Annotated in this window: 16 protein-coding genes; 7 read left to right on the top strand and 9 right to left on the bottom strand. The window is 66.1% G+C overall.

Features of this window, described 5'->3' with window-relative positions; genetic code table 11:
• Positions 1-7 precede the first annotated feature (7 nt).
• The 6 genes from ACP7BV_RS13620 to ACP7BV_RS13595 all read right to left on the bottom strand — a co-directional run bounded on the left by ACP7BV_RS13620 (position 8) and on the right by ACP7BV_RS13595 (position 9,437).
• Positions 8-2,224 carry an SPFH domain-containing protein gene (locus ACP7BV_RS13620; protein WP_426104466.1) on the bottom strand — a complete coding sequence of 739 codons (2,217 nt, stop codon included), beginning with the start codon at positions 2,222-2,224 and terminating at the stop codon, positions 8-10.
• Between the two features lie 148 nt (positions 2,225-2,372).
• Positions 2,373-3,362, bottom strand: coding sequence for a hypothetical protein (locus tag ACP7BV_RS13615; protein WP_426104464.1), 990 nt, complete (start codon positions 3,360-3,362; stop codon positions 2,373-2,375).
• Positions 3,355-4,368: a hypothetical protein gene (locus ACP7BV_RS13610; protein ID WP_426104462.1), complete on the bottom strand. Its 1,014-nt coding sequence runs from the start codon at positions 4,366-4,368 to the stop codon at positions 3,355-3,357. The genes ACP7BV_RS13615 and ACP7BV_RS13610 overlap by 8 nt, the downstream gene beginning before the upstream one ends.
• Before the next feature lie 7 nt (positions 4,369-4,375).
• Positions 4,376-4,933, bottom strand: coding sequence for a hypothetical protein (locus ACP7BV_RS13605; RefSeq protein ID WP_426104460.1), 558 nt, complete (start codon positions 4,931-4,933; stop codon positions 4,376-4,378).
• Positions 4,934-4,937: 4 nt separating this feature from the next.
• Positions 4,938-6,236, bottom strand: coding sequence for a hypothetical protein (locus ACP7BV_RS13600; RefSeq protein WP_426104459.1), 1,299 nt, complete (start codon positions 6,234-6,236; stop codon positions 4,938-4,940).
• Positions 6,237-6,308: 72 nt separating this feature from the next.
• Positions 6,309-9,437 (bottom strand): penicillin-binding transpeptidase domain-containing protein, encoded by a 3,129-nt coding sequence (locus ACP7BV_RS13595; protein WP_426104458.1) that lies wholly within the window; start codon positions 9,435-9,437, stop codon positions 6,309-6,311.
• A gap of 199 nt (positions 9,438-9,636) precedes the next feature.
• Between ACP7BV_RS13595 and ACP7BV_RS13590 the strand changes: the two genes are divergently transcribed.
• The 3 genes from ACP7BV_RS13590 (at position 9,637) to ACP7BV_RS13580 (ending at position 11,715) form a co-directional block, all read left to right on the top strand.
• Positions 9,637-9,891, top strand: a complete 255-nt coding sequence (locus tag ACP7BV_RS13590) for a hypothetical protein (protein WP_426104457.1) — start codon at positions 9,637-9,639, stop codon at positions 9,889-9,891.
• A gap of 261 nt (positions 9,892-10,152) precedes the next feature.
• A complete protein-coding gene (locus ACP7BV_RS13585) occupies positions 10,153-10,947 on the top strand; it encodes a hypothetical protein (protein ID WP_426104456.1) in 795 nt (264 codons plus the stop codon).
• A gap of 81 nt (positions 10,948-11,028) precedes the next feature.
• Entirely contained in the window at positions 11,029-11,715 is a 687-nt protein-coding gene (locus ACP7BV_RS13580) for a ribonuclease HI family protein (protein WP_426104455.1), read from the top strand.
• On the opposite strand, the gene ACP7BV_RS13575 is transcribed toward ACP7BV_RS13580, so the two are convergent.
• Entirely contained in the window at positions 11,693-12,448 is a 756-nt protein-coding gene (locus ACP7BV_RS13575) for a hypothetical protein (RefSeq protein ID WP_426104453.1), read from the bottom strand. The genes ACP7BV_RS13580 and ACP7BV_RS13575 overlap by 23 nt on opposite strands.
• A 295-nt stretch (positions 12,449-12,743) precedes the next feature.
• Here ACP7BV_RS13575 and ACP7BV_RS13570 point away from each other — a divergent pair, with 295 nt between their 5' ends.
• The gene (locus ACP7BV_RS13570) at positions 12,744-13,979 is read left to right on the top strand and encodes a TCR/Tet family MFS transporter (protein ID WP_426104451.1); all 1,236 of its coding nucleotides are present in this window, start codon (positions 12,744-12,746) and stop codon (positions 13,977-13,979) included.
• A gap of 10 nt (positions 13,980-13,989) precedes the next feature.
• On the opposite strand, the gene ACP7BV_RS13565 is transcribed toward ACP7BV_RS13570, so the two are convergent.
• Positions 13,990-16,242: a TonB-dependent receptor plug domain-containing protein gene (locus ACP7BV_RS13565; protein WP_426104449.1), complete on the bottom strand. Its 2,253-nt coding sequence runs from the start codon at positions 16,240-16,242 to the stop codon at positions 13,990-13,992.
• Between the two features lie 209 nt (positions 16,243-16,451).
• Here ACP7BV_RS13565 and asd point away from each other — a divergent pair, with 209 nt between their 5' ends.
• The 3 genes from asd (at position 16,452) to ACP7BV_RS13550 (ending at position 21,991) form a co-directional block, all read left to right on the top strand.
• Complete coding sequence (gene asd, locus ACP7BV_RS13560; protein WP_426104559.1) at positions 16,452-17,303, top strand: archaetidylserine decarboxylase; 852 nt, start codon at positions 16,452-16,454, stop codon at positions 17,301-17,303.
• The gene (locus ACP7BV_RS13555; RefSeq protein WP_426104447.1) at positions 17,300-18,715 is read left to right on the top strand and encodes a C13 family peptidase; all 1,416 of its coding nucleotides are present in this window, start codon (positions 17,300-17,302) and stop codon (positions 18,713-18,715) included. Before asd ends, ACP7BV_RS13555 begins: the two co-directional genes overlap by 4 nt.
• Before the next feature lie 231 nt (positions 18,716-18,946).
• Positions 18,947-21,991, top strand: coding sequence for a diguanylate cyclase (locus ACP7BV_RS13550; protein WP_426104446.1), 3,045 nt, complete (start codon positions 18,947-18,949; stop codon positions 21,989-21,991).
• Positions 21,992-22,031: 40 nt separating this feature from the next.
• Here ACP7BV_RS13550 and ACP7BV_RS13545 read toward each other — a convergent pair whose 3' ends face one another.
• Positions 22,032-22,481: a nuclear transport factor 2 family protein gene (locus ACP7BV_RS13545; RefSeq protein ID WP_426104445.1), complete on the bottom strand. Its 450-nt coding sequence runs from the start codon at positions 22,479-22,481 to the stop codon at positions 22,032-22,034.
• Positions 22,482-22,522 lie beyond the last annotated feature (41 nt).

Raw genomic sequence — 22,522 nt, 5'->3', positions numbered from 1 at the left:
GGTCCCGTCAAGCTGCAATCGCCGCGCCGCAGCGCGCGCAAAATTGGTCGTTCGGTCCCGCCGCGTGGCCGTTGGGGCAGGCACGCGGGGCAGGCGCAAAGCGCGCGTGCGCCACGCCGGCGCCAAGGTCGGACTGGGTCTTGAGCGCCGCCTTGTTGACGTCGTTCTGCAAGTTAAGCAGGTCAAGCTGGTGGCGCCGGTCCTTGTCAACCTCGGCGTCGCGCCTGGCCTGCTCGCGTTCAAGCTGCTGCTGCACCTGGCGCGCAGCCTCGCCCGCGGTGACGCCATTGGTGGCCGCCACCACGCCCGCCAGCGCCGCCAGCTGCTGCGCGCTCATTCCGGCGTGCACCTGGGTTTTCATCACGTCGGCCAGGGCGGCCGCATTCGGCCCGGCGGCCAGGGCCACCTTGGCGCTGTCGCTCATGGCGCCGATCGATTCGGCCCGCGCGATGTCGATGCGCGCCATGTCGGCAACATGGGCCTGCTGCGCGAATTTCTCCTCGCGCGCATGGTCCAGGCGGCGCAATTCTTGCTGCCACTGCGCCTCGTGCTCTTGCTGGCGCAGCGCGTGGCGCTGCTGCTCGCCGTCCAGTGCAAGCTGCTGCGACTGGCGCTGGTGAACGCCGTCGGCCTCGATCGTGCGCAGCAGCTTTTCGTGCTGGGCGATGGATTCGGCGGTCGCGCCCGTGCGGCGCAGCGCGTCGATGCGTTGCGCGACTTCTTCCACTTGCGCCTTGCCGCCAACTTCCTTCAGGGCGTCGGTGCGCAGCAGGTCGCGCTTGCGGTCCAGCGCCAGTTGCTCTTCCCATTCGGCGATGCGCTCGGCCTCGCGCTGGTGGGCGGCGTTGGTCAGGGCCAGCGCCTGCCACTGGGCCTTGTGCTGCTCGCCTTCGATCTCGCTCGCGCGCGCGCTGGCGGCGAGCTGGCGCTGGTGCAGGCCGGCCAGCTCGGCGCGTTTGCGCGCTTCGTCCTCGATGCCCAGCGCCTGGCTGATCTTGTTCTGGATCTGCTGCTGTAGCAATTGGTGCGAAAAACGCTGCTGCGCAAGCTGGCGCGTTTCGTTGGCGGCCTGCTGCGCGATTTCAAGCTCGGTGCGCATGTGGATCTGCGCCAGGTGTCGCAAATGCGCCCACTGGGTCGATTCATCGTCGCGCGCGGCGCCTTTTTTGGCCAGCTCGTGTTCGAGTTCGGTGACGATTTCGCCGGCGCCCCGTTCCAGCGCCTGCTTGCGGTTCTTGGAGTCGACGATGCGGCCATACAGCTCGATCTCGCGCGCGCGAATCGCCTGCAGCCGCTCGGCGCCCTGCAAGGTCAGCTCGGCCTTGTCAGCCTGCTCGTCCTGGCCGATCTCCTGGCGGCGGTGGCGCAGCCGGCCTTCCTGCTCCTCGCGCCAGAGGCGCTGCCATTCCTCGTCGTTGTAGAGCTGGTCGATGTGCTTGGCATGCTCGAGCTGGACGTTGCGCTCGTCGGCCACCAGATACAGGCTGCCAATACGCGCCCGGTTGGCGTCGAACTTGTCGTGCTGCAATCTGAGCGTATCGACCTGCACCACTGCCAGGCCATATTGAGCCAGGCGCATCTTGAGCGAGCCTTGCAGGCGCTCGTCGAGCTGCGCTCGCAGGTCCAGGTTGCTGGCCAGGTCGCGGATCGGCTGGCCGGCGATAAATTCAGAGGCCAATTGGCGCACCGAAGGGGCCAGCAGGTCGCGCAGGTTTTCGCTGGTGACGGTGCCCGGCATGGTCATGAAGTGGCGCGCAAAGGCGGCCACCTGTTCAACCTTGACGCTGACCGAAAAGCGCGCCGACACCGTCAGGTGTTCAGCCGTTTGCAGGTCGTCGAATGCAAAGTGGACCGGCATAGCCGAACTGCGCGTGATGAGGATCTCGGCATGCTGGTCGCGCAGCAGGTTGTTTAGGCGCGTGAAAAAGCCTTCGATTTCGTATTCGCCCTGCGGCACCTCGGTCGCCTTGTCCGCCTGCAGAATGTAGGCGCGGGTGGTGGCCGGTACGCGCAAGGTCTTGACAAACAGGCCGGATAGTTCGCGCACGCCAAAAAACACGGCCAGTTCGTTCTCGGCCGGGATCCAGCGGTTGTCGCGGAAAATCGGTTCACTGCGGCCCGCGCCAAGCGTGAGTCCACATTGGGCGCAATAGCCCGAATCGCCGGCATTTTTATGCTCGCAGCGCGGACACTTGATGCCGCCAAATCCAAACATCTGGAACATATGAGACTCCTGGTTGTTTAATCTGCACTGCTTCTCTCGCGGCGCCCGCCCTGTTCAAGTCGATTCTAGCAGGGGACAGCGCGCCGTACATTGCGCACGCAAGCGTACGCTCCTGGTCATGCATTCTCGTGGTCGTGCATTCTCGGTCTCAGATGATCCCGATCCGGTCAATCCAGGCCACGCTGGCGCCGCGCTCGTGCAGCGCTCCCGCAAACTCGGGCGCCGCCGACGCTTCCCATGCCTTTGGCAGCAAAATGCGGTCGCCCGACACCGCCTCGCGCTCGATCAGCGCGCATTTCGGCGCGCACCCTTCCACCGCGTCGACCTGCCCCGCGTGCCAGGCGCCTGAAGACCCGCTGGCGATCACGCGCCCGCGCGGCACGAATTCGCGCCCGCGCGCCATGCGGTCGGCCATCACCAGCGCCAGTTCGAACGAATTGCCTTGAAAGCGCGGCTGCGCGAAACGCACTACGGTGCGCCAGCGGCCAAGGCCGCGCCCATCGAAGTGACGCGCGCCCGCCAGCACCTGGCGCACCGCCAGTTGCGCGGCCAGGTCCAGGCCGGGCGTGGCGATGCTGTCTTCTTCCTCCCCGGCCGCGCCAGATAACGGATAGACGCTGACCTCGACCCTGCACAGACAGTCGTTGATGCCGCCACTATGCAAAGGAAACCAGGCCCGCGCCGCAGACACGCTGGCGCCGCAATCGGGCTGGCCCGACAGAGCGCCCAGATGCGCCAGACCGGTTGGCCCGCCGACTATCGCCCCGGCAGCGGCGCTGTCATGGCCGCCGATGCGCCCCAGTTCCCATTGGTCAGACCAGCCGTTGGCGTGCACCTGGCCTGCGCCCTGCCACACGGCGCGCACCATGCGGTCGGCCAGCACCACGGCCAGCTCCCAGTCGCGCTCGTCCCGGCCGGGCGCGCGGTCGATGCTGATGACAACCTGGTCGCGGCTGTCAACGCGCGGCTCGGTGTGGCGCGCCAGGCGCACCACTTGCTGCATGCGTTCGGCCACCTGCGCGGGGCTGCACTTGACGTCGGCCCGAACTGCGCGCGGGCGCCGCGTGGCGGTGACAGTTGCAATCGAGCCGTCGGCCAGCGTGGTGCGGCAATGCGCGGTGTCGGGAAGTTTATGCATGCTCGCTCGCGCGGCGCCCGGCGCCATGGTGTTCAAGGTTGGCGACGATGCGGTCGGCGTCGTCGAACCAGCTTGCAGCCGGCGCGTGCGCAAAGCGCGCCGCCAGCGACCAGGCTTCGTCCAGCGCGAGTACGGCGCCGGCGCTGTGCCGCTCGCGGGCGGCGCGGCTGGCCACATCCAGCGCTATGCCAGGCGCTGCCAGTTCCAGCGATGGCATGGTTGCAAACAGCAGGGCGACACCATCGAGCCGCTGCAGCAGCGCCTGGTGCTGGCGGAACAGCGCCTGCCCCGGCGGCAAGGCAACCAGGCGCAGGGCACTGGTCACGCCGGGCAGTTCAAGGAACAGGCGGCGCAGCGCCTGAGCGTCGGTGAGTGCCGGCACGCTTGGCGCCGGCGCGCTCACCGCGCTCTTCGCCCGCACATCGACAGCGCGCGCGAGCAGCAGTTGCGCATAGTCGACCCGATCGCCCAGGTCGACCGGCAGGCAGTCCTCGACTGTCACGCCAAAGCGCTGGTACAGCAGTTGATTAAGGCCCGCGCGGAACAGATTCCATTCGTCCAGCGTTGTACAGGGCGGCAGTTCCAGATTACCTTGCGCCAGTTCGCGCTGCAGTGCCGAGTCGACAGCGAGCGCGAAAGCGGCCAGGGACACGCCCTCGCCGCCTTCACTGGCCAGGTACAGGTCAAAACGCTGCTGGGCCACGCGCGGATCGGGGTCGTCGACAACGAACGAAAGCTGCAGACCGATTTCTGGCGCGGCGGCGAACGGGGTCAGTTCAATGCTGTACGGGCCCGGATGAAAGCAATAGGCGCTCTTGCTGTCGCCAGCGGCCAGCCGCGCGCCGTGCTCCACGCGCCGGGTCGCACCACCCTTGCCGCAGGCCAGGCCGATGCAGGCATGCGGCACCATCGTGCCCGAAGGCACGCGCAGCGCAAGTGCGTCTGTCCCCAGCGCCGCGGTATCGGGGGCGCCGGCGGGGGCGGTGCGTTTGAACAGGCCGCGCATCGCTCGGTCAGGGTGCAGCTAGCACGGAGAAGGCCGCGCCGGCCTGCTGAAAGTGCGGCGCCGGTGCGCTGGCAAACGGCCAGGCGCTCTCGCACTCGCCGTCGGCATCCAGGCTGCCCTGCAGGACGACGGCGCCGGCGCCGTCCAGCACGCGCAGCATGGGTTGCTCGCGCAGCAGGCGGGCCGCGAAGGGCGCCGCTGCATTCAACGCGAGGATCACGCGCGTAGCGCCGTCCTGCTCCACGAAGTGCAGCATCCAGAAACCATCATCGGTTGCGATGGCACTCAAGGGCGCGCTGCTTGACGCCGCGCGCAGCATGCCGCTGCTGCCCTTCCAATCGGGCCAGCTGCGCAGCGCAGCACCCCTGCGCTCTTGCGCCAGCGCCTTGAAGCGGCGCAGCGTGAGGGGTGACGCGCGCAATGCGTCGCGTTCTTTGGCAGTCAGTGCCCGGCTGCCGGCCAGCGCAGCGACGATCACGGTGTCGGCCAGCACCAGCCGGTCGCCTTCGACGCGGCGCGATAGCAGCAGTTGTTCCTGCAGCCTGGCGTCAAGTTGTTCAGTCATCACATCACTCCTTTCGTGGGGGCGCGGCGGCAAGCAGAACGGAAATCGCCGCATCGCGCCTTTTGCGCAGCGTCGGCAGCGAAAGCTGGTCCAGCGCCGCCAACTGCGCCATCGTCGGCAGTTCGCCCGTTGCCGGGTCCAGCCACTGCGACGGATACGTGTCGTCGGCGCTTCCCATCAGCTTGAGGTACACGGCAAGGCGCACCGCCATCGATTCGTTTGCCAGCTGGCGCGCGGTCCAGCTGCCCGCTTCCTGCGCAGCCCTTGCCAGTTGCATAAAGCGGGGGGGCAGTGAAAGCGCGCTGGCCGCTGCGCGTTCGGCGTCGCTGCCGGCGTCGCTGCCGGTGTCGCTGCCCGCATCGTCCGGCGGCGCATCAGATAGCGCGCTGCCGTCGAATTCATCTTCGGCGGGCGGCAAAATCTGGTCGGGTTGTGGGCCAGCCGGCGCGTCCAGCACGCGCCACAGGTCTTCCAGCCATTCGGCAGCTTCGCCGGCGTCGTGCAGCCAGTCCTGGTCGCGGTTGGACGACAATTCTTCATAGTCGCCGATCTCGGTCATCAGCTCGGCGATCCTCGCCGGACTGTTTTTAAGGCTGGCAAAGCGCTTGGAGCGCGTATGCAAGGGGCCCGGCCCGGCGCCGAACTGCGCCAGCGACTCGCTCCAGCGTATTACCCACTCCGGGCGGCACGCCGCGATCGACTTCATCTGGCGCACCTCGATCGGCGCCGCATCAACCTCGCGCCCCAAGATAGCCGACACTTGCGCCAGGTGGGCTTGCCAGTTGCCGAAAATGCGCGCGATCTCGCCGTAGGCGGTATCAAGCATGCGGTAGGTGTAGATCTTGTTGGCGCTGCACGGGCGGGCGCAGGCCGCCTGGTAATTGTCGGCGTCGACCTTGTCGCGCAAAACGGCGAACATGTCATTGACCTTCTTGCGCAAGATGGCTTCGCCCCCCGCGCGTTCCCAAAAAGGACCACTGCGCGCATGCTCGGCGGCCACCGCGGCCCGGAACGCGGACCAGTCGCCGGGCCGCGCCTGCAGCTCGTACAGAAGGCTCAGGGCCAGTTCCGCTACGCTATCGCCATAGCTGTTACCGGGCGCCTCGGCGCGCGCGGCGCGCGCGCCAGTATGCAGCGCTTCGGCTACCAGGTCCACGTACAGGGCGAGCTGCAGATCGTCTGCGTTCGCATCGGGCAGCAGGGACAGACCGGCGTGGGCGAACGCCTGCAGGGAACAGCGCCCCAGCAGTTTGCGCACATGTTCCCAGCCGTGTTCCTGGTAGCGGGTGCCCGGCAGGCGCATACCATCCTCAATGTTGTGTTTACCTCAAAATGATGCCACACAACGGGATTGGGCAAGGCGCGCTTGAAACCCCTATTTACCCTTCTGTTCGCGGTTCAGGCCCGCCATCGATCCCAGCACCGAGGCCACGATGGGCGCCGCATGTTCGCCTCCGCTGGCCTCGGAATGGCTGACAAAGGCGGCAACGGCGAGCCGGTGGCGCTGTCCCGGCACGCTGCCCGGTTCCAGGTAGCCGGTGAACCAGACCGTGGCCAGCTCGCGCCGCACGCCGTCCGGCCCCGTGACCATGGCCGGCGAAGTCCCGGTCTTGCCGGCCAGGCCGCGCCGCACCGCGTCCAGAGGCGCGCCGCGAAACGCTGCGGCGGCGGTGCCGGCGTCGACCACGCCCTTCATGCCGGCGCGAATCCGGTCCAGGCGCACGCCAAGCCTGGGCGGCGCTGCTGCGTGCGCCGCGCGAGCGTCAAGTTCGAGCAGCAGGCGCGGGGCGATCACGCGGCCCTCGCCAATGGCACCGGCCACCATCGCCATGTGCAGCGGCGTTACCTGCATGCGCAGCCCGATGGCCATCTGGCGCAGTTCGTGGCGGGTGTGAATCGGATCGATGTGCGCTTCGCTTGGCTGCAGCGCGTCCCACGGCGACCAGCGGAAGTCCGCCGGCAGCAGGCCGCCATCGAGCCGCAATTGCTGGCCAAAGCCGACCTTGTGCGCCATGGCGGCGATCGGGCGCACGCTGTCCAGCGAGCCGGGTTCCAGCGCCTGCAAGTCGGGCGCGCCGCCGTCGGCACGGCCAAACAGGCTGCGGTCGCTCAGCTCCCCGGACCAGGCGAACCAGGTATTCAAGCTATAAGTGAGCGCCTGCGCCAGTCCCATGCGGCCGTCTTGCGCGCGCCGGTCCAGGTGCTGGTCCTTATAGTTGGTGATGTGCGCCAGGCGCGTGCCGAACGGGTAGCTAGCGGCATTGGTCTGGAACGCGAAACCCTTGGCACGCGCCACCCGGTTCAGGGCGGCCAGCGGCATCCCGGCCAGCAGCATGTCGAGTTGCGCGTCGCGCTGCGCCGCCAGTTCCAGCCCCAGCGCGCTGACGATCTTGAAGGTGGAGCCGGGACTGCGGTAAGCGCCCCCGTCATGCTGGAATGCAGGCAGTCGCAAGGGGCTGCGCGCGGGATTGGCGCGGTCGAAGTCGCGTACTTCATTCCAGTTGGCGGCGTCGACAACGCCCCCGCCCGCGCCGGCCGCGGCCAAAATGTCGCCGTTGTCGGTGTCGAGGATGACGATGCCCGCCTGCCGGCCAGGCGGTACGGCCATGGCGCCGGTGCAGCGCGCGCCGTCCCACCGGCCGCGCCGCATGCCGATGCAATCGAGCGCGTCGTGGCTGGCCTTTTGCAGCGCCAGGTCGAGCGACAGGCGCGCGCGGTGCGGCTCCCCGCTTGGCGAGGGAACGCGGGCGAGCATGCCGGCCACGCTGCTGGCGTGTTCGGCGCGCAGGCCAAGCAGCGGCGCCAGGCCCGCATCGATGGCGGCCGCGCTCGGCGCGCCGCCGCTCCACACTTCCACGCCATGCCGGTCTTGCAGGACAACGCCGGCCGGATCGGCACGGCGCGCGGTGGCGCTGTTGGCAGCCAGCGCGCGCCACGCCAGCTTGCCGCCTGCAACGCTTAGATGGCGATATTGGGCGTCGGCGCCGGCCAGCGCGTCCATCGCCAGCGGCGCGGCCGTCAGTGCAATGCTGGCCGCGCCCGGCAATGCTTCCAGCACCACCAGCTGCACGGCCCCCGGCGCCGGACAGGCGCGCCCGCTGCAGGCAGCGCGCGGGGGCGCGAGCATGCGCGCCCCTTCCACGCCCAGCACGCGGCCAACGAGCAGCAGTTCGATGCGCTGTCCGGCGCGCGGCTGCTGCATGACCAGGCGCGCCGCCGCGTCCGGCCCGCCCGCAGGCCACGCCGCCACCCGGTTCCATGGCGCCCATCCCTGCGGCACGTCGGCAAACAGGCGCGCGGCCGCCAGCGGCAGTTCGGCGCCGGTGGCCACGCTCGCTCCAGCCACGCTGGCTTGCCAGACGGCGCCGGCCAGCGCCGGACGCACGCGCCAGGCCAGCAAACGGCGTTCGTTATTGAAGATGCGGACCTGCTCGCGCACATAGGCGCCGTCGGCCATGCGATAGAGGCGCTTGAACAGCATTGTGGCGGCGGCGTCGGACGCCAGCGCTTGCCAACTGCCCAGTTCGCCGCTGCGCGCGCTGCCGGGCGCGGCTTGCCAGCTGGCCAGGTCGCGCGGCGCCAACTCGATCAAACCGTCATCACCCAAACGCAACAGGCCGTGCGCGGCCAATTGCTGGAACAGCGCCTGGTCTTCCAGGCTGGCGCGCGGCGCTGCCGGCACGCGGTAGCTCCCCGGGGGCAGCCACGTCGAGATGGCGTCGCCGCCTGCCGGAAAGGCCGTGACCAGCGCTTTTGCAGCGCCGCCATCACCGTTGCGATACAACTGCAGCACCAGTTCGCCCGCGCTCTTGCAAGCGGCAGCGGCGCGGCGCTGTACGCGCAAGGCGCCGTCGCTCCACACCAGAAACCCGTCGCGCCGGAAGGCGCCGGAGCCGGCATCGCTGGCCCAGCGCACCTTGCGCCCGGCCGCTTGCCACGACACCTGCAGCGGGCCGCCTGCGGGCAAGGCAAGGCCGTTGATCTGCACCTGGGGCATGTCCGACGCCAGCGCAACGTTTCGAATTGTTAATAATTTGCCGCCGGCTTCGCTGCGCGCGACCAGGCGCGCCACGTCGTCAAACTGGTAGCCGATGCGCAGCGGCAGCATGCGCGCGCCCTGAACCTGGTCGCACAAGTTCACGCGCACCGGGTCGGCGGCGTGCATGCCGGCGGCGATCACGATAGCGCCCTGGTCGCTCAAGGCCATTGTGACGCCGGCTTGCTTTGGCACCGTGAACCCCATGCCCGCCAGCGCCGGCGGAAGAATATCGACCGCCGATGGCACCCCGGTGTCAAGCGGCCCGGGCGCGGAGCGACCAAGGTGACGCGCATGGCCGGCGATGATGACGGCACCAGCCAGCGCGACGAGCACGCCGCCGGCGCCGACCCAGCGCGCGGCCGGGCGCGCCGGGCGCTGCGTGCCCGCGCGCAGGTTGCGCGCGCGCCGCCACTGCCTGTGACGCCCCGCCAGCGCCAGCGCCACCCTGTCGAACCAACCTGCCATCGCATTCCCCCACGCTGAAAGCGGCCACCCGGCCTGCACAACACTAGCGGGGGGGGCGGGAAAGCGAGCCCGGCAACAACTTATCGGCCAATTTCGCAGGCCGTTCCGCGAAAGCGGCCCTTCATCGCATACGGGTGGAAGGGGGCGAATTGTGCGTCTAAAGTACATTCATCGACACCCCACATTGAAAGGAAATTGTATGAACATCCATAAGCACATGGAAGCCGTATTCGTCGCCACCGTCGTCCTTGCCGTAGGCGGCGCATATGCCATCGACACGCTGCCGCAGGCGAACGCCAAAGCTGCGGTGACGGCCAGTGTGGGCGCCCAGGCACCGGCGGTCGTGGTCAAGGCCAAGCGCATGACTGCCGAAGAAAAGCGCCAGTCGCTGCAGGCTGAACGCGACGCCGACGGCCAGTTCGCCGTAGCGCAGAGCGCAGCGAACCGCATGTAATGGCATGCGGTCGCAAGGGATTTCCAGAACCGACCTGCGCGCCGGCTGACGCGATACAGCCTGGCCCGCAGTGCTCCTGATCTGTGTTGGCTACCGCACTTACAGACGGCCTCCCGTTGTTTCAGATGTAAGCACTTGATTCAATTGTCCTGAATGCAAATTCTGGACGTTATATTGGACCGTACGCTTTCACAAGGAGACCTGAAAATGCAACGCACCCTCACCTTTGCAGCAGCATTAACGTTAGGCGCAGCAGCCCTCATGCCTTTGCCTTCGATGGCGCAATCTGGCATCAACGTATTCGTCACCACTGCCCCTCCGGCCCCTCGCTACGAGAGCATTCCCGCGCCCCGGACCGGTCAGGTATGGGCGCCTGGTTACTGGAACTGGGAAGGCAACCGCCACGTCTGGACCGCGGGCCACTGGGAAACGATCCGCAGCGGCTACCAGTACCAGCGCCATGAATGGGCACGCGACAACAACGGCTGGCGCCTGAACCGCGGCGGCTGGCAGCAAGTGGCGGTGCAGGCTGCGGTCAACGGCAACATGATTGGCGTCGCGCCGCCACCGGCACGCTACGAGCGCGCGCCGCATGCACGGCGCGGCTACGTGTGGGTGCCGGGTTACTGGAACTGGCGCGGCAACCGCCACGAATGGGTTGCCGGTACCTACATGCGTGAACGCCCGGGCTACATGTACGCCCAACCGCGCTGGATTGAGCGCAACGGCCAGTGGTATATGGAACAGGGTCGATGGGAAGATGCTCACCGTGGCCGCGGACATGATCGCGACCGCGACGGCATCCCGGACCGCATGGAAGGTGGCGCCGACCGCGACCGCGACGGCGTGCCCGATCGCCTCGAAGGACGCGACCGTGACCGCGACGGCGTGCCCGACCGCATGGAACGGCGCGACGGCGACCACGATGGCGTTCCCGACGCGCGCGACCGCGACCGCGACAACGACGGTGTGCGAAACCGTAACGATGCCGACCGCGATGGCGATGGCTACCGCAATGAGAACGACCGCTTTCCGGACGACCAGCGTCGCCATTAAACGGTTTGCATAATAGCTGAAAGCGCCACCCGGCTTTTCCGTGGTGGCGCTTTTTTTACGTTTTTTAGTTATGCTTCGCCCATGACTGATTTTTCCGACCTGTGCGCCATCGCCTTTCACGGCGAACGCGTCGCCGCCCGCCGTCTCGCCGCGCGCAGCGGCGTGACCGAAGCAGCCGCGCTGCGCATCACGCTGGAGCAGGCGGCCGGTCTGGCGGGTTTGGCCGGTTTAGTCGCCGGCCGCAACGCGCTGCAAACCGCCGCGCATGCGCGCACCGTGGCGCGGCGCGAAGAAAAAGAGCGCGCCAACCAGACCCGCGCCGCCCGCCATGACGGTGCGGCGACGCCCTGGCGCGGCTGGTTCGACGGTTCAGCCCATCCCAACCCGGGCCGCTGCGGCATCGGCGCGCTGCTGCTGGGTCCTGGCGGCGAAAAATTCGTGGTGTCCCGCGCGGCGGGATACGGCAACAGCAGCGAGGCCGAGTACCTGGCGCTGATTGCATTGCTGGACGCGGCGCTGGCGGCCGGCGCGCGCGCTCTGACGATTTACGGCGACAGCCAGGTTGTCATCGATGATGTGGCGCGCAGCGATGGCGGCCAGTCGCCGGCGCTCGCCCGCCTGCGCGAGCAGGCCCGCACGCTGATCGCCAGGCTTGGCGCACCAGCGCTGCGCTGGATTCCGCGCCACAAAAATGGTGAAGCCGACGCCCTGTCGCAACGCGCGATTGCGGCGTGGACCGAGCCGTCTACTGCCGGCCCTGCATCCTGACGGCGCTGTCAAGGCGCTTGAACATGTCGTCGTGCAGCGAGCGCGTATATTTGTTCATGTGCTTGCGCGAATGCGCCAATTCCCTGATCTGTTCCTGGGCCACCACGGCCTCGCGCCGCGACAGGGCCCACAGCGCGTATTCGACGCGCGCTTCAATGCCGGTGAAGCGCTGCACGGTCGTGGCAAACTCCTGTCCCGCCTGGGCATGCATGCCGGCCGCGGCGTAAGCGCGCGCCAGCAGCACCGACACCTGCTCGGTGCGAAATGATGGCTTGCCTTGTTGAAGGCCGAGCAGCGCGGCGATGGCGCCATCGTGCTGGCCATTGGCGAGGCGCGCCTGGGCGGCGTCGAAAATGATGTCGGGATCGTTGGCAAAGGGACCGGCCAGGCAAGCGTCGAACTGCGCCACCGCCTGCGCATGCATGCCCGCCTCGAGCATGGCCTTGGCCAGGCGCGTCTGGTTGTGCGCGGTCGGGGTCAGGTCGAAAGCCTGTTGCGCTTCGCGCAGTGCGCGCCCGGGATTGAGGGCGGCGACGACGGTCTTGCCGGCTTTGCCCAGCGTGCGTTCGAGGCGCGACTGCGGCAGGAAAATGGCCAGGAAGTACACCAGGCTGCCGAGCAGGGGAAAGGAAAACAGCAAAATGAGCCAGTACAGCTCGCGGCCGGAACGTACCGCGTGGATGGCGAAAAACAGGGCGATGATGAAATGTAGGCCCAAACCGGCAATCGGCATACTTGCTCCAGAGTGAATGAAATTAAATTAAGGTGCGCCGCGCATGTTAAACAATTTGCAATGTCTTGGCAATGCGGCAGGTCATCATCGCACTAGGAACTTATATGAATGGCAATTGTCCGTACCTTAGTTCTGGCGGGCGCGGGCCGCATGGCGCAATGCGTTTCGACGGCGCTGGTCGGAATGCGCCTGCGTCCTTTCCCGACCTGCCTGCTGGCTTCGCAGGGCGCAAAGAGGGGCAATGTTGCGTTAAGATAGACGGTCCCGCCACCATGCCCTGCCCGGGCCCATACCCATGACCAGCGTCCCCGCCGCCGCGGCAGCGAAGCCAGGCAACCTCAATTTTGTCCTGGTCAGCATTTTCATCGACATGCTCGGCATCGGGCTGATCATCCCGGTGATGCCGGTGCTGGTGGGCGAGTTCGTCCATGGGCGCGAAGAACAGGCGCTGTGGTTCGGGATCCTGTCGGCCGTGTTCGGGCTGATGCAGTTCGTGTTCATGCCCATGCTGGGCGCGGTCAGCGACCGCGTGGGCCGCCGGCCGGTGCTGCTCTATTCGATGGCCGGGATGTGCCTCAATTTCCTGATGACCGCCTGGGCGCCCACGCTCGGCTTCTTGTTCCTCGGGCGCGTCATCGGCGGCATGTCGTCGGCCAGCATGTCGGTCGCGTCAGCCTACGCCGCCGACATCTCCACCCCCGACAACCGGGCCAAGAGCTTCGGCAAGGTGGGCGCCGCTTTCGGGCTGGGGTTCATTTGCGGGCCGATGCTGGGCGGCGTGCTCGGTCAGGGCAATTTGCACCTGCCGTTTTACGTGGCCGCCGCGCTCAGCGCCGCCAACTTCATCTATGGCTATTTATGCGTGCCCGAGTCGCTCGACGCGGCGCGCCGCAAGCCGTTTGAACTGGCGCGCATCAATCCCTTCACGGCGCTGGTCAAGCTGGCCGGGCGGGTCGAGATTCGCGGGCTGGTGATCGTGTTTGCGCTCTCGGCCTTGGCGCAGATGATGCTGCAAACTACCTGGGTGCTGTACACCACGTTTCGCTTCAACTGGACGCCGCTGCAAAACGGGATTGCGCTGTTTTGCGTCGGCCTGACCGCTGCCGTGGTGCAGGCGGGCCTGCTGGCGGTGCTCTTGAAGCGCTTTGGCGAAGTGCGCCTGTCGCTGCTTGGACTGGCCTCGGGCGGGATCACTTATATTCTTTACGGGCTGGCCACGCAGGGGTGGATGATGTACGTTTTCATCCTGTGCAATCTGCTCGCCTTTGCAGCCGGGCCGGCGCTGCAGGGGGTGATTTCAAAAGCTACGTCGTCCGAGGAACAGGGCGAGTTGATGGGGTCCCTGCAATCGATCCAGAGCCTGGGCGTGGTGTTCATGCCCTTGCTGGGCACGGCCATCCTGGCGCGCAGCACGCATCTGAGCCCGAACGACTGGCGCATCGGGACCACGTTTTTTGTGTGCGCCGCGATGCAGGCGGTGGCCATTTTCGTGGCGAGCCGGTATTTTAAGTCCCACCACTACAAGGTTTGATTGCACTGCCTTAGAACTTCATCTCCATCGTCAGCCGCAGCACCGCTTCGCCCGGCGTGAACGTGCGGCGGCGACTCGCGCCGCTGCCATTCAGATAGGTGTACGTGGTCTCGCTGATGTACTCCTGCGCCAGGATGTTGGTCAACCCAACGCGCAACTGGTTCTTGGCACTGAACTTCCATAACCCGTACATCTCCAGGTCGCGCCGCGGTGTGGTGTACGCATCCTGCGTCGCGGACACGCGCACGGGCCCGCCGTTCCTGAACGAATAACTCGCGCCCGTGGTCAGGCTGCCCATCTTGTAGTCCGCGCCCAGCGTTGCCGAAAACGGCGTCTGCTGGTCGAGCCGGTTGTTCGGTCCACCAACGGCCGACACGCTCGACCAGTTGCGGCTCATGTTCAAGCGCAGATCGATCGCCGGCCCCTTTTCGAACACCGCCGTCAGTGGAAACTTCGCCTCGAATTCCAGGCCGCGCGTGTTGGCGGTGCCATCGTTGACCGGCTTCGAGACGTAGGTGCCGTCAGCTTCCGGCAGGACCGAGGTGCGCGTGTAGTCGGTGAGCCGGCGCATCGATGCGCTGACGGACACCATCGCGCCCTTGGCCCAATAGTGTTCATACGCGGCGTCGATGCCGGTCGCCAGTTCAGGCTTCAAGTCCGGATTGCCGAGCAGGTCGGGCGCATTCGGGTTCTTGTTGTCAGGCGAAGTCCAGCGGCGCGGCAAGATGCGGTCGGCGCTGGGCGCCTTGTAGGTACGCGTCAGTGCAAAGCGCAGCTGGTCGCCCTTGGTGCCGGGGATCTTGTAGAGCGTCTGGAACAGCGGGCTCCAGACACTGGTGCGCGATTTGCTGTCCTTGAAGTGATTGCCCGACACCGCCGTCCATATGCCTTCCCAGCGCACGCCCATGTACACCGACCATTGCGGCGTCACGTTCCACTCGTCCTGCGCATAGCCGGCAAAGCGCGTTATGTCGGCGGTATAGCGCTCGTCGGCCGGAAAGTCGACAAAGCCGGGCAGCGGGTCTTGCGCGCTCGGGACCTTGGCGCGCTTTTCGACCTGCAAGCGCATGTCGTAGCGGGTAGTGTAGCCGCCATCCCAGCCGGCCGACAGTGCGTGGCCCTGGCCCAGCGGCACCGAGTACTTGCCGGTGCTGGTATAGCCATGTTCCTTCAAGCGCGATTTGACGTCGCTGTCGAGCGTGAGCGCGCCGTTTTTGGCCGCGTAGCCCTGGCGGTACGAGTCGTTGGGGCTTCGGCCGATGAAACCGCCAAGCTTGACGTCGAGCTTGGCGCCGTCAGCGAGCTTCTTGACCCAGTTCAGGTCGGAACGAAAGATCTTGCTGACGTTTTCCATATCCCAGTCGAGATAAGGATACGGCCCCGTTGCGCTGCTTGGAAAGGCGCTGGTGGTCGCCTCGAAGAGGCGCTTGAAGCGACCGTAATTGAAGAACGATTGCGACGTCAGGGTGTCCCCGTTGGCGAACGTCCAGTTCAGGCGGGGCCCGATATTGAGGCCGTCGTAGGTGCCGGTTTCATAGTAGGCGATCATGCGCCGCGCGCGCAGGACGCCGGCGCCGTCGGTCTCGACTTCCTCCACCGGCGTATCGCGGTCGAACTTCTGGTGCACCGCATTGACGGTAAGCGAATACGAGAGCGCGCCCTTGCGGTCCGACATCTGCAAGTTGGCCGTGGGAGTGAGGGTATCGGCGCCGGCACCCACGCTCAGTTTCAGTTCGCGCTGGGCCGTCTTGATCGCCTTTTTCAGTACGATGTTGATGGTGCCTGCGATCGACTGCGTGCTAAATTCGGCAGTGGCCGCGCGCAGCACTTCGATGCGCTCGATCGCGTCGGGCGCGAGCGAATCCATCGAAAAGCCCGCCGGCGCGCGCTCGCCGTTGATCAGCACCTGCGTGTAGCCGCTGCCCAGGCCGCGCATGCGCACCTCGCCGCCGCCGCGGCCCGACGCGCCCGACACGGTCACGCCCGGCAGGCGCTTGAGCACATCGAGCACATTGGTGTCGCCGAACTTGATGATTTCCTCGTGATTAAGCACGATTTTGGAGGCAGTGTCGTCGCGCCGCGCATCATAAGAGTCGGCAGCGCCCTTGACCTCGACCTTCTGAATGGCCGCCGGCTCGGCCGGTTGGGGCTTGACGACTGGCGCCGTTTGCTGGGCAAAGGCTGGCTGGGCAAAGGCCGGCAGGACAGCGGCGAGCGCGGCGGCGAGAACGGTCAGGCGAAACCGGCGGTTGTTCAAAAACATAGGGATTTTCCAGCAAAAGTATTCAAGGCCGACATTGTCCAACAGAAAGCACGTGTTGTGGCAGCAGAAAACATATATTTTTGATATGCATGTTGCATCAGGGACTTTTCGCGCCTCGGCCCGCCACCCGCATTGCAGCCCCGAGCAATTGTGAACTGCGCGCGGAAACGGACCGTTATAATTGGGAATCGTCACCCTTACAGGCCCCTATCGTGTCGCGTCTCAAAGTTCTACCCCAGTACCTACTCCCGAAACAGGGGCTGACCAAGCTCGCCGGGCGCGTCGCCGGCCACCAGGGCGGCAGCTACACCACCACGCTGATTCGCTGGTTCGTCAAGCAGTACAACGTGAACATGGATGAAGCGGCCAACCCGGACATCGCCAGTTACGCCAGCTTCAACGACTTTTTCACGCGCGCGCTGCGCGAAGGCGCGCGGCCGCTGGCGCAGGCCGACTTCGTGTGCCCGGTGGACGGCGCCATCAGCCAGACCGGCGTGATTGACGACCACCAGATTTTCCAGGCCAAGGGACACCATTTCACGACCACGGCGCTGGTGGGCGGCGACGCGGCGCTGGCCGCCCAGTTCCAGCACGGCAGCTTTGCCAACCTGTACCTCAGTCCCAAGGATTACCACCGCCTGCACATGCCGTGCGACGGCCGCCTGATGCGGATGATCTACGTGCCGGGAGCGCTGTTTTCGGTCAACCCGACCACCGCGCGCGGCATTCCCAACCTGTTCGCGCGCAACGAGCGCGTGGTGTGCGTGTTCGACTCGCCCGAGCATGGCACGTTCGTGTCGGTGCTGGTGGGCGCGACTATCGTTGGCAGCATGGCCACGACGTGGCATGGGCTGGTCAATCCGCCGCGCTCGGGCCAATTGCGCGAATGGCGCTACGACGACCAGCAGATCGTTATTAAAAAAGGCGAGGAAATGGGGCGCTTCCTGCTTGGCTCGACCATCGTCATGCTGTTCAAGAAGGACACGATCCGTTTCAACCCACAGTGGGCGCCTGAGCGCGCGGTGCGGCTCGGAGAGGTCATGGGCAACCAGAGCGCATGATGGGCAGCGGCCAGCCTGCGCGTCTTTCGCTGCTGCGCTGGCTGCACGAAGGGGCGCGCTCCTTGTGCTTTCGCCTGCCGCGCTGGGAGCGTCTGGCGACCGGCCCGGCGTTCATCGCCCTGCTGGTCGCGCTGCGCCTGCTGGTGTCGATCGGCGTGAGCCGCCTGTTTTACGAGAGCGGCGCCGTATTTAACTGGCGGGCCGGCGCGGCGGGATGGGGCGGCCTGCTGCTGACCGTTTGGGCCTGCCATGTGATGCGCCCGCAACCGGTGGCCGGCGAAGCGCCATCCGCCGCGCCCGGCGCGGCCCATCTGTTGACCCTCGTGCTGGCGCTGTCGCTGTGCCTGTCTTGCGTGTACGGACTGGCGTACGCGCTGTTTGCGCGCAGCGCCTGGTTTGGCAAGGTCGGCCAGTGGGGGCAGCTGGCGCTGTGGCTGGTGCCGGTCCTCTGGAGCACGCTCGCCACGCTGACGCTGATGGTGCGCACCGGCGAGCGCGCCATGCTGCGCCGTTTCGCCGCCGTCTGCGCCGTCGTTGCCGGTGGCGTGCTGTCGTACTACGTGGCCCCCGCCCCGTCGTTCTGGCGCGAGCGGGAAGCAGCGCTCGAAGTCGATCTGGACGAACCACCGCCGGCGCTGCGCTTCGACCAGGAACTGATCGAAATGCAGCAGCCCATGCTGCAGGCAGACGTGGCCGCCCTCAAGCCGCAGCGGCCCGGCGTGGCCGACATGTACACCATCACTTTTGCCCCGTTTGAAGGCGAAGAAGTGTTCCGGCGCGAGACCCGGGTGGTCAATGAGGTGATGGCCAAGCGCTTCGACGCGGCCGGACGCGGCCTGACGCTGATCAACCATGCAGAGGAAATCGAGCAGGCAGTGTGGGCCACGCCCCTCAATCTGCAGCGCGCGATTGCGGGCGTGGCGCAGACCATGGACCGCGATGAGGACGTGCTCTTCATTCACTTGACATCGCACGGCGCGCAGGACGGGCAATTGGCGGCGAACTTCGAGCCGCTCGAGGTGGCGCCGGTCACGCCGGAAGACCTGAAGCGCTGGCTCGACGAAGCGGGCATCAAGCATCGGGTGATATCGATATCGGCCTGCTACGCCGGCAACTGGATTGCACCTCTGGCCGGTGAGGATACGCTGGTGATGACGGCGTCCGACGCCGACCACACGTCGTATGGATGCGGAAAAAAATCAGAGCTGACCTTCTTTGGACGGGCGATGTATGACGAGCAGCTGCGCACCAACACGCTGTCGTTTGAAGAAGCGCACACCGCTGCCAGGCTGGTCATCGATCAACGCGAAAAGGAAGCGGGCAAGGATGACGGGTACTCCAATCCGCAGATCAAGGTGGGCACCAGAATCAGAGCATACCTGAAACAACTGCGGATGCGGTTGAAGGGCTAGCGCCGCGAGGCTAGCGCGGCTCTTTGGCGACGTTGCCATCGCGCTCAATATCATACCAACAATACCCTCTGCGAGAAGTGTTGCCCCGCCAGTCAAATACGTCGTGGCCCGCCACTTTCCGTTGACGTCCCCATCCCGTCCGTTGATACTTGTAGCTTATTGCGCGTATTCAATTTTACTGTCACAAATGTACATACACGCTTGCCGTTCGCGGCAAAGGACCCACACATCTTGCCATTGATTTCGTCCATCCGCGCCCTGCTCGTTGGCGCCGTCCTGCTGCTGCTCGGCCAGCCACTGGCGTGGGGCGCCGACGCTGCGGGCGCCTACACCTTCCGCAGTTACGGCCCGGAACAGGGCTTGCGCAACCAGGCCGTGACCGGTATGGCGCAGGACCGCGACGGCTTCATCCTGGCCGCCACGGAAGACGGCTTGTTCCGCTACGACGGCAACCGTTTCGAGCGCTTCGGCATGGACCAGGGCATGTTCAGCGATAGTATCGTATCGCTGTACACCGAACCTGGCGGGCGGGTCTGGGTCATCAGCAACAAGGGGGCCATGGCCTGGAACGGCGCCACCCCCGATCCCTTGGCCAAGACCGTCATATTGCCCAACGAAAAGATCTTTACGATGGGGGCGTCGATGGCTGGCAGCCTGATCGTCACCAGCGCCGAGGGGGTATACGAAGGACCGCCTGACAAGCTGGTGCGGGTGCCCGGCTTGCCCAGCATGGATGGGGGCGCCGTGTGGATCGCGCCGAACGGCCAGGAAAGTCTGATTGCCTGGCACGGCGACCTGTACCAGCGTATTGGCAGGGGCGCATGGACGGCATATCGACTGCCGGTCGGCTCCAAAAACGAACTGATCCACACGGTCATCAAGGATGCGCGCGGGCGCATCTGGCTGCGCGGACCGCGCTTGCTGCTGCGCATGGCCAGCGCCCGCGCCACGCCGGAAGACTTGAGCAGTACACTGCCCGGCGCCGCGATGCTGCGCGGGCACCTGGCGCTGGACCCGCAAGGCCGCGCCTGGACCACCACCACGCTGGGTGTGGCGCGCTTTGACGACCGGGGCATCTGGATTCTGGCCGAGCAGCAAGGCTTGCCCACTCAGTCAGCAGCGTCAATCATGTTCGACCGCGAAGGCAACCTGTGGGTGTCGTCCGAAGGCGTGCACCGGCTGCAAGGCCGGTTCATGTGGAGCGCGCAAACGCGGCACCAAAAACTGCCATCGGATACGGTCTGGAACGTGGCGCGCAGCCGCGACGGCGTGTTGTGGGCCGGGACCAACCGCGGCCTGGCGCAGTCGACCCCCAAGGGCTGGGTGGTGCTGCCCGGCACGGAGGAACGGATCGTCTACACCTTGGCCCAGGATGCCGCAGGCAACCTTTGGGCGGGCGGCAACAACGCCAAAGCTGCGCGCAATGCGTTGCTGATGCGCCCGGCCGACGGCTCGGCCTTCCGCTCGATTCCCATCAGCCACCTGGAGGGTCCAGGCAGCATCAACAGTATGGACTTCGGCCCTGACGGCGCGCTCTACCTGGGAATGATGAGCGGCCTGCATCGCCTGGTGCGGGACGGCGATGGCTACCGGGGCGAGGCGGTCAGCTTGCCAAAGGGCGGCAACAAGGAGCAGATCAACCAGGTACTGCGCGACCCACAGGGAAGGCTGTGGGTGGCAGGCGCAAATGGCCTGGCTTTTTTTGACGGACACACATGGCGCCGTTTCGGCAAGCAGCACGGCCTGCTCGACAGCCACATTGAAACGGTCGCGGTGGACCAGGCCGGCACGTTGGTAGTGAGCTACTGGAACGTTCACGGCATGACGCAGTTTGCGACCAATGCCGCCGGCTTGCTCAAGGCGACCCAGCTCGCAACGCCCGTGAACCTGGTGTCCGACAACATCTACTCACTCGGCTTCGACGCCCACGGTGCGCTGTGGATGGGGACGGCGCAGGGCGTCAAGCGCTGGAAAGATGGCCGCGTGGAGCAATTCGGCCGGGGCGAAGGATTGCCCAGCGAAGACGCCGCGGCCAATGCCTTCTGGGCCGACAGCAACGGCGACGTGTGGGTCGGCATGGCAAGCGGACTGGCGCACTATCATGCCGACGCCCAGCCCGGCACGGCACCGCTGCCCGCCACGCACGTACTGCGCCTCGAGGACGGCGCGGGCGCCAGCTTGAGCGCGCCGGTGCCCGAAGTGACATGGGAAAATCGCACGCTGACCTTCCGTTTCGCCGTGCTCAGCTACCTGAACGAAACACGCATCCATGCGCAAGTGCGGCTGCTCGGCTTTGAAGATGCGTGGCGCGGGACCGACATCCGCGAAGCGCGCTACACCGGCCTGCCGCCGGGAAAATATCGCTTTGAGGTGCGCGCTTCGATGAGCGCAGACGAATACGGCCCGACCAGCATGCGCGAAGTAATCATTCTGGCGCCGTGGTGGCGCACTGCGTGGGCGGCTGGGATGGCCGTGATTGCGGCCGGCCTGCTGCTGTTTCTGTTCATGCGCTGGCGCCACGGCCGCCTGCAGCGCGGCAACGCCGAGCTGGCGGCGCTGGTGCGCGCGCGCACCGAGGCGCTCGAGCAAGCCAATGCCGCGCTGCACGACGCGAGCATGATCGATCCCCTGACCGGCCTGAAGAACCGCCGCTTCCTGGGGCTGAGCATGCCCGATGAGCTGGCCCGGGTCATGCGGCAATTTCGGGCAAGCCATCACGCGCGCGACGGCGTCAACAAGACGCTGCTCATTTTCATGGTGGACCTGGACCATTTCAAGGCAATCAATGATACCTACGGCCATGCCGCAGGCGACCTGGTGCTGCAGCAAGCGAGCACCGCGTTAAGGGGCGCTTGCCGCGATGCAGACTTCGTGGTGCGCTGGGGCGGCGAGGAATTTTTGATCGTTGCGCGCAATTCCGACCGCAGTGCCGCCGATGTCTTGGCCAACAAGCTGCGCGACGCCGTGCGCGATTTGCGGATCGACATCGGCAATGGCGTGATTCTGGAAAAGACTTGTTCGCTCGGGTTTGCCGCCTTCCCCGTGCTGGAATCGGAACCGGAAGCGTATGCCTGGGAAGACGCCGTGAAAATGGCCGACCAGTGCCTGTACGCGGCCAAGCACTCGGGGCGCGACGCCTGGGTCGGCGTGGTGCTATCGGCCAACGCGCCCAACCCCGGGCCGCGCGTCACCAACGCCCTTGGCGACCTGGTAGCCGAAGCAATATTGCCGGCGATGACGTCGATTGCGCCAGAACAAGCTCTGCGATGGCGCTAGCCCACCCGACGCTACCGCCGCACCCGGGGTAGATCGGGGATTACGCTACTTTTTCCGGGGCGGCGTTGTCAGCGATTTCGAAGTGGAACACCTTGGATATGATCTGCCAGCGGCCGTCGAGATGGACCAGCGTTAGCAAGTCAACGAAACGTTTGGGGAAAATTGCACATTCAACGCGGGCAATGGCAAGGCCGGGGCCGGCAAATTCAATCGAGACGATGCGGTCCTGCCTTGGCTGGCCAAGCTTGCCGGGCGCCGGCCGCTGGTCGACGACGGCAAAGTAGTCAGCCATCCCAAGCTGCAACAAGGTGCCGTCCGTCGCGCAGGCATACAGGGCGCCAGGATGGAAAACGCGGCGCAAAATGCTGGTGTCGCTGAAATAGATGCCATCAAAGTAGTCACTTAGGAGCGCCGTCACGGCGCCAAAAGGGGCGCCAAGATCAGGTTTTGCAGCGGTATCAAGCAAAGATTCTGCCAATGATTCGGACATGTGAAATCCTTTCGTTGATGGATTGAGTAACAGGCTGGTGC

The sequence above is a fragment of the Massilia sp. TSP1-1-2 genome (genome assembly GCF_049896185.1).
Classification (GTDB): Bacteria; Pseudomonadota; Gammaproteobacteria; order Burkholderiales; family Burkholderiaceae_D; genus Telluria_A.
The sequence above is the reverse complement of the archived record's forward strand: the minus strand, read 5'-3'. Positions and strand labels throughout refer to the sequence as shown.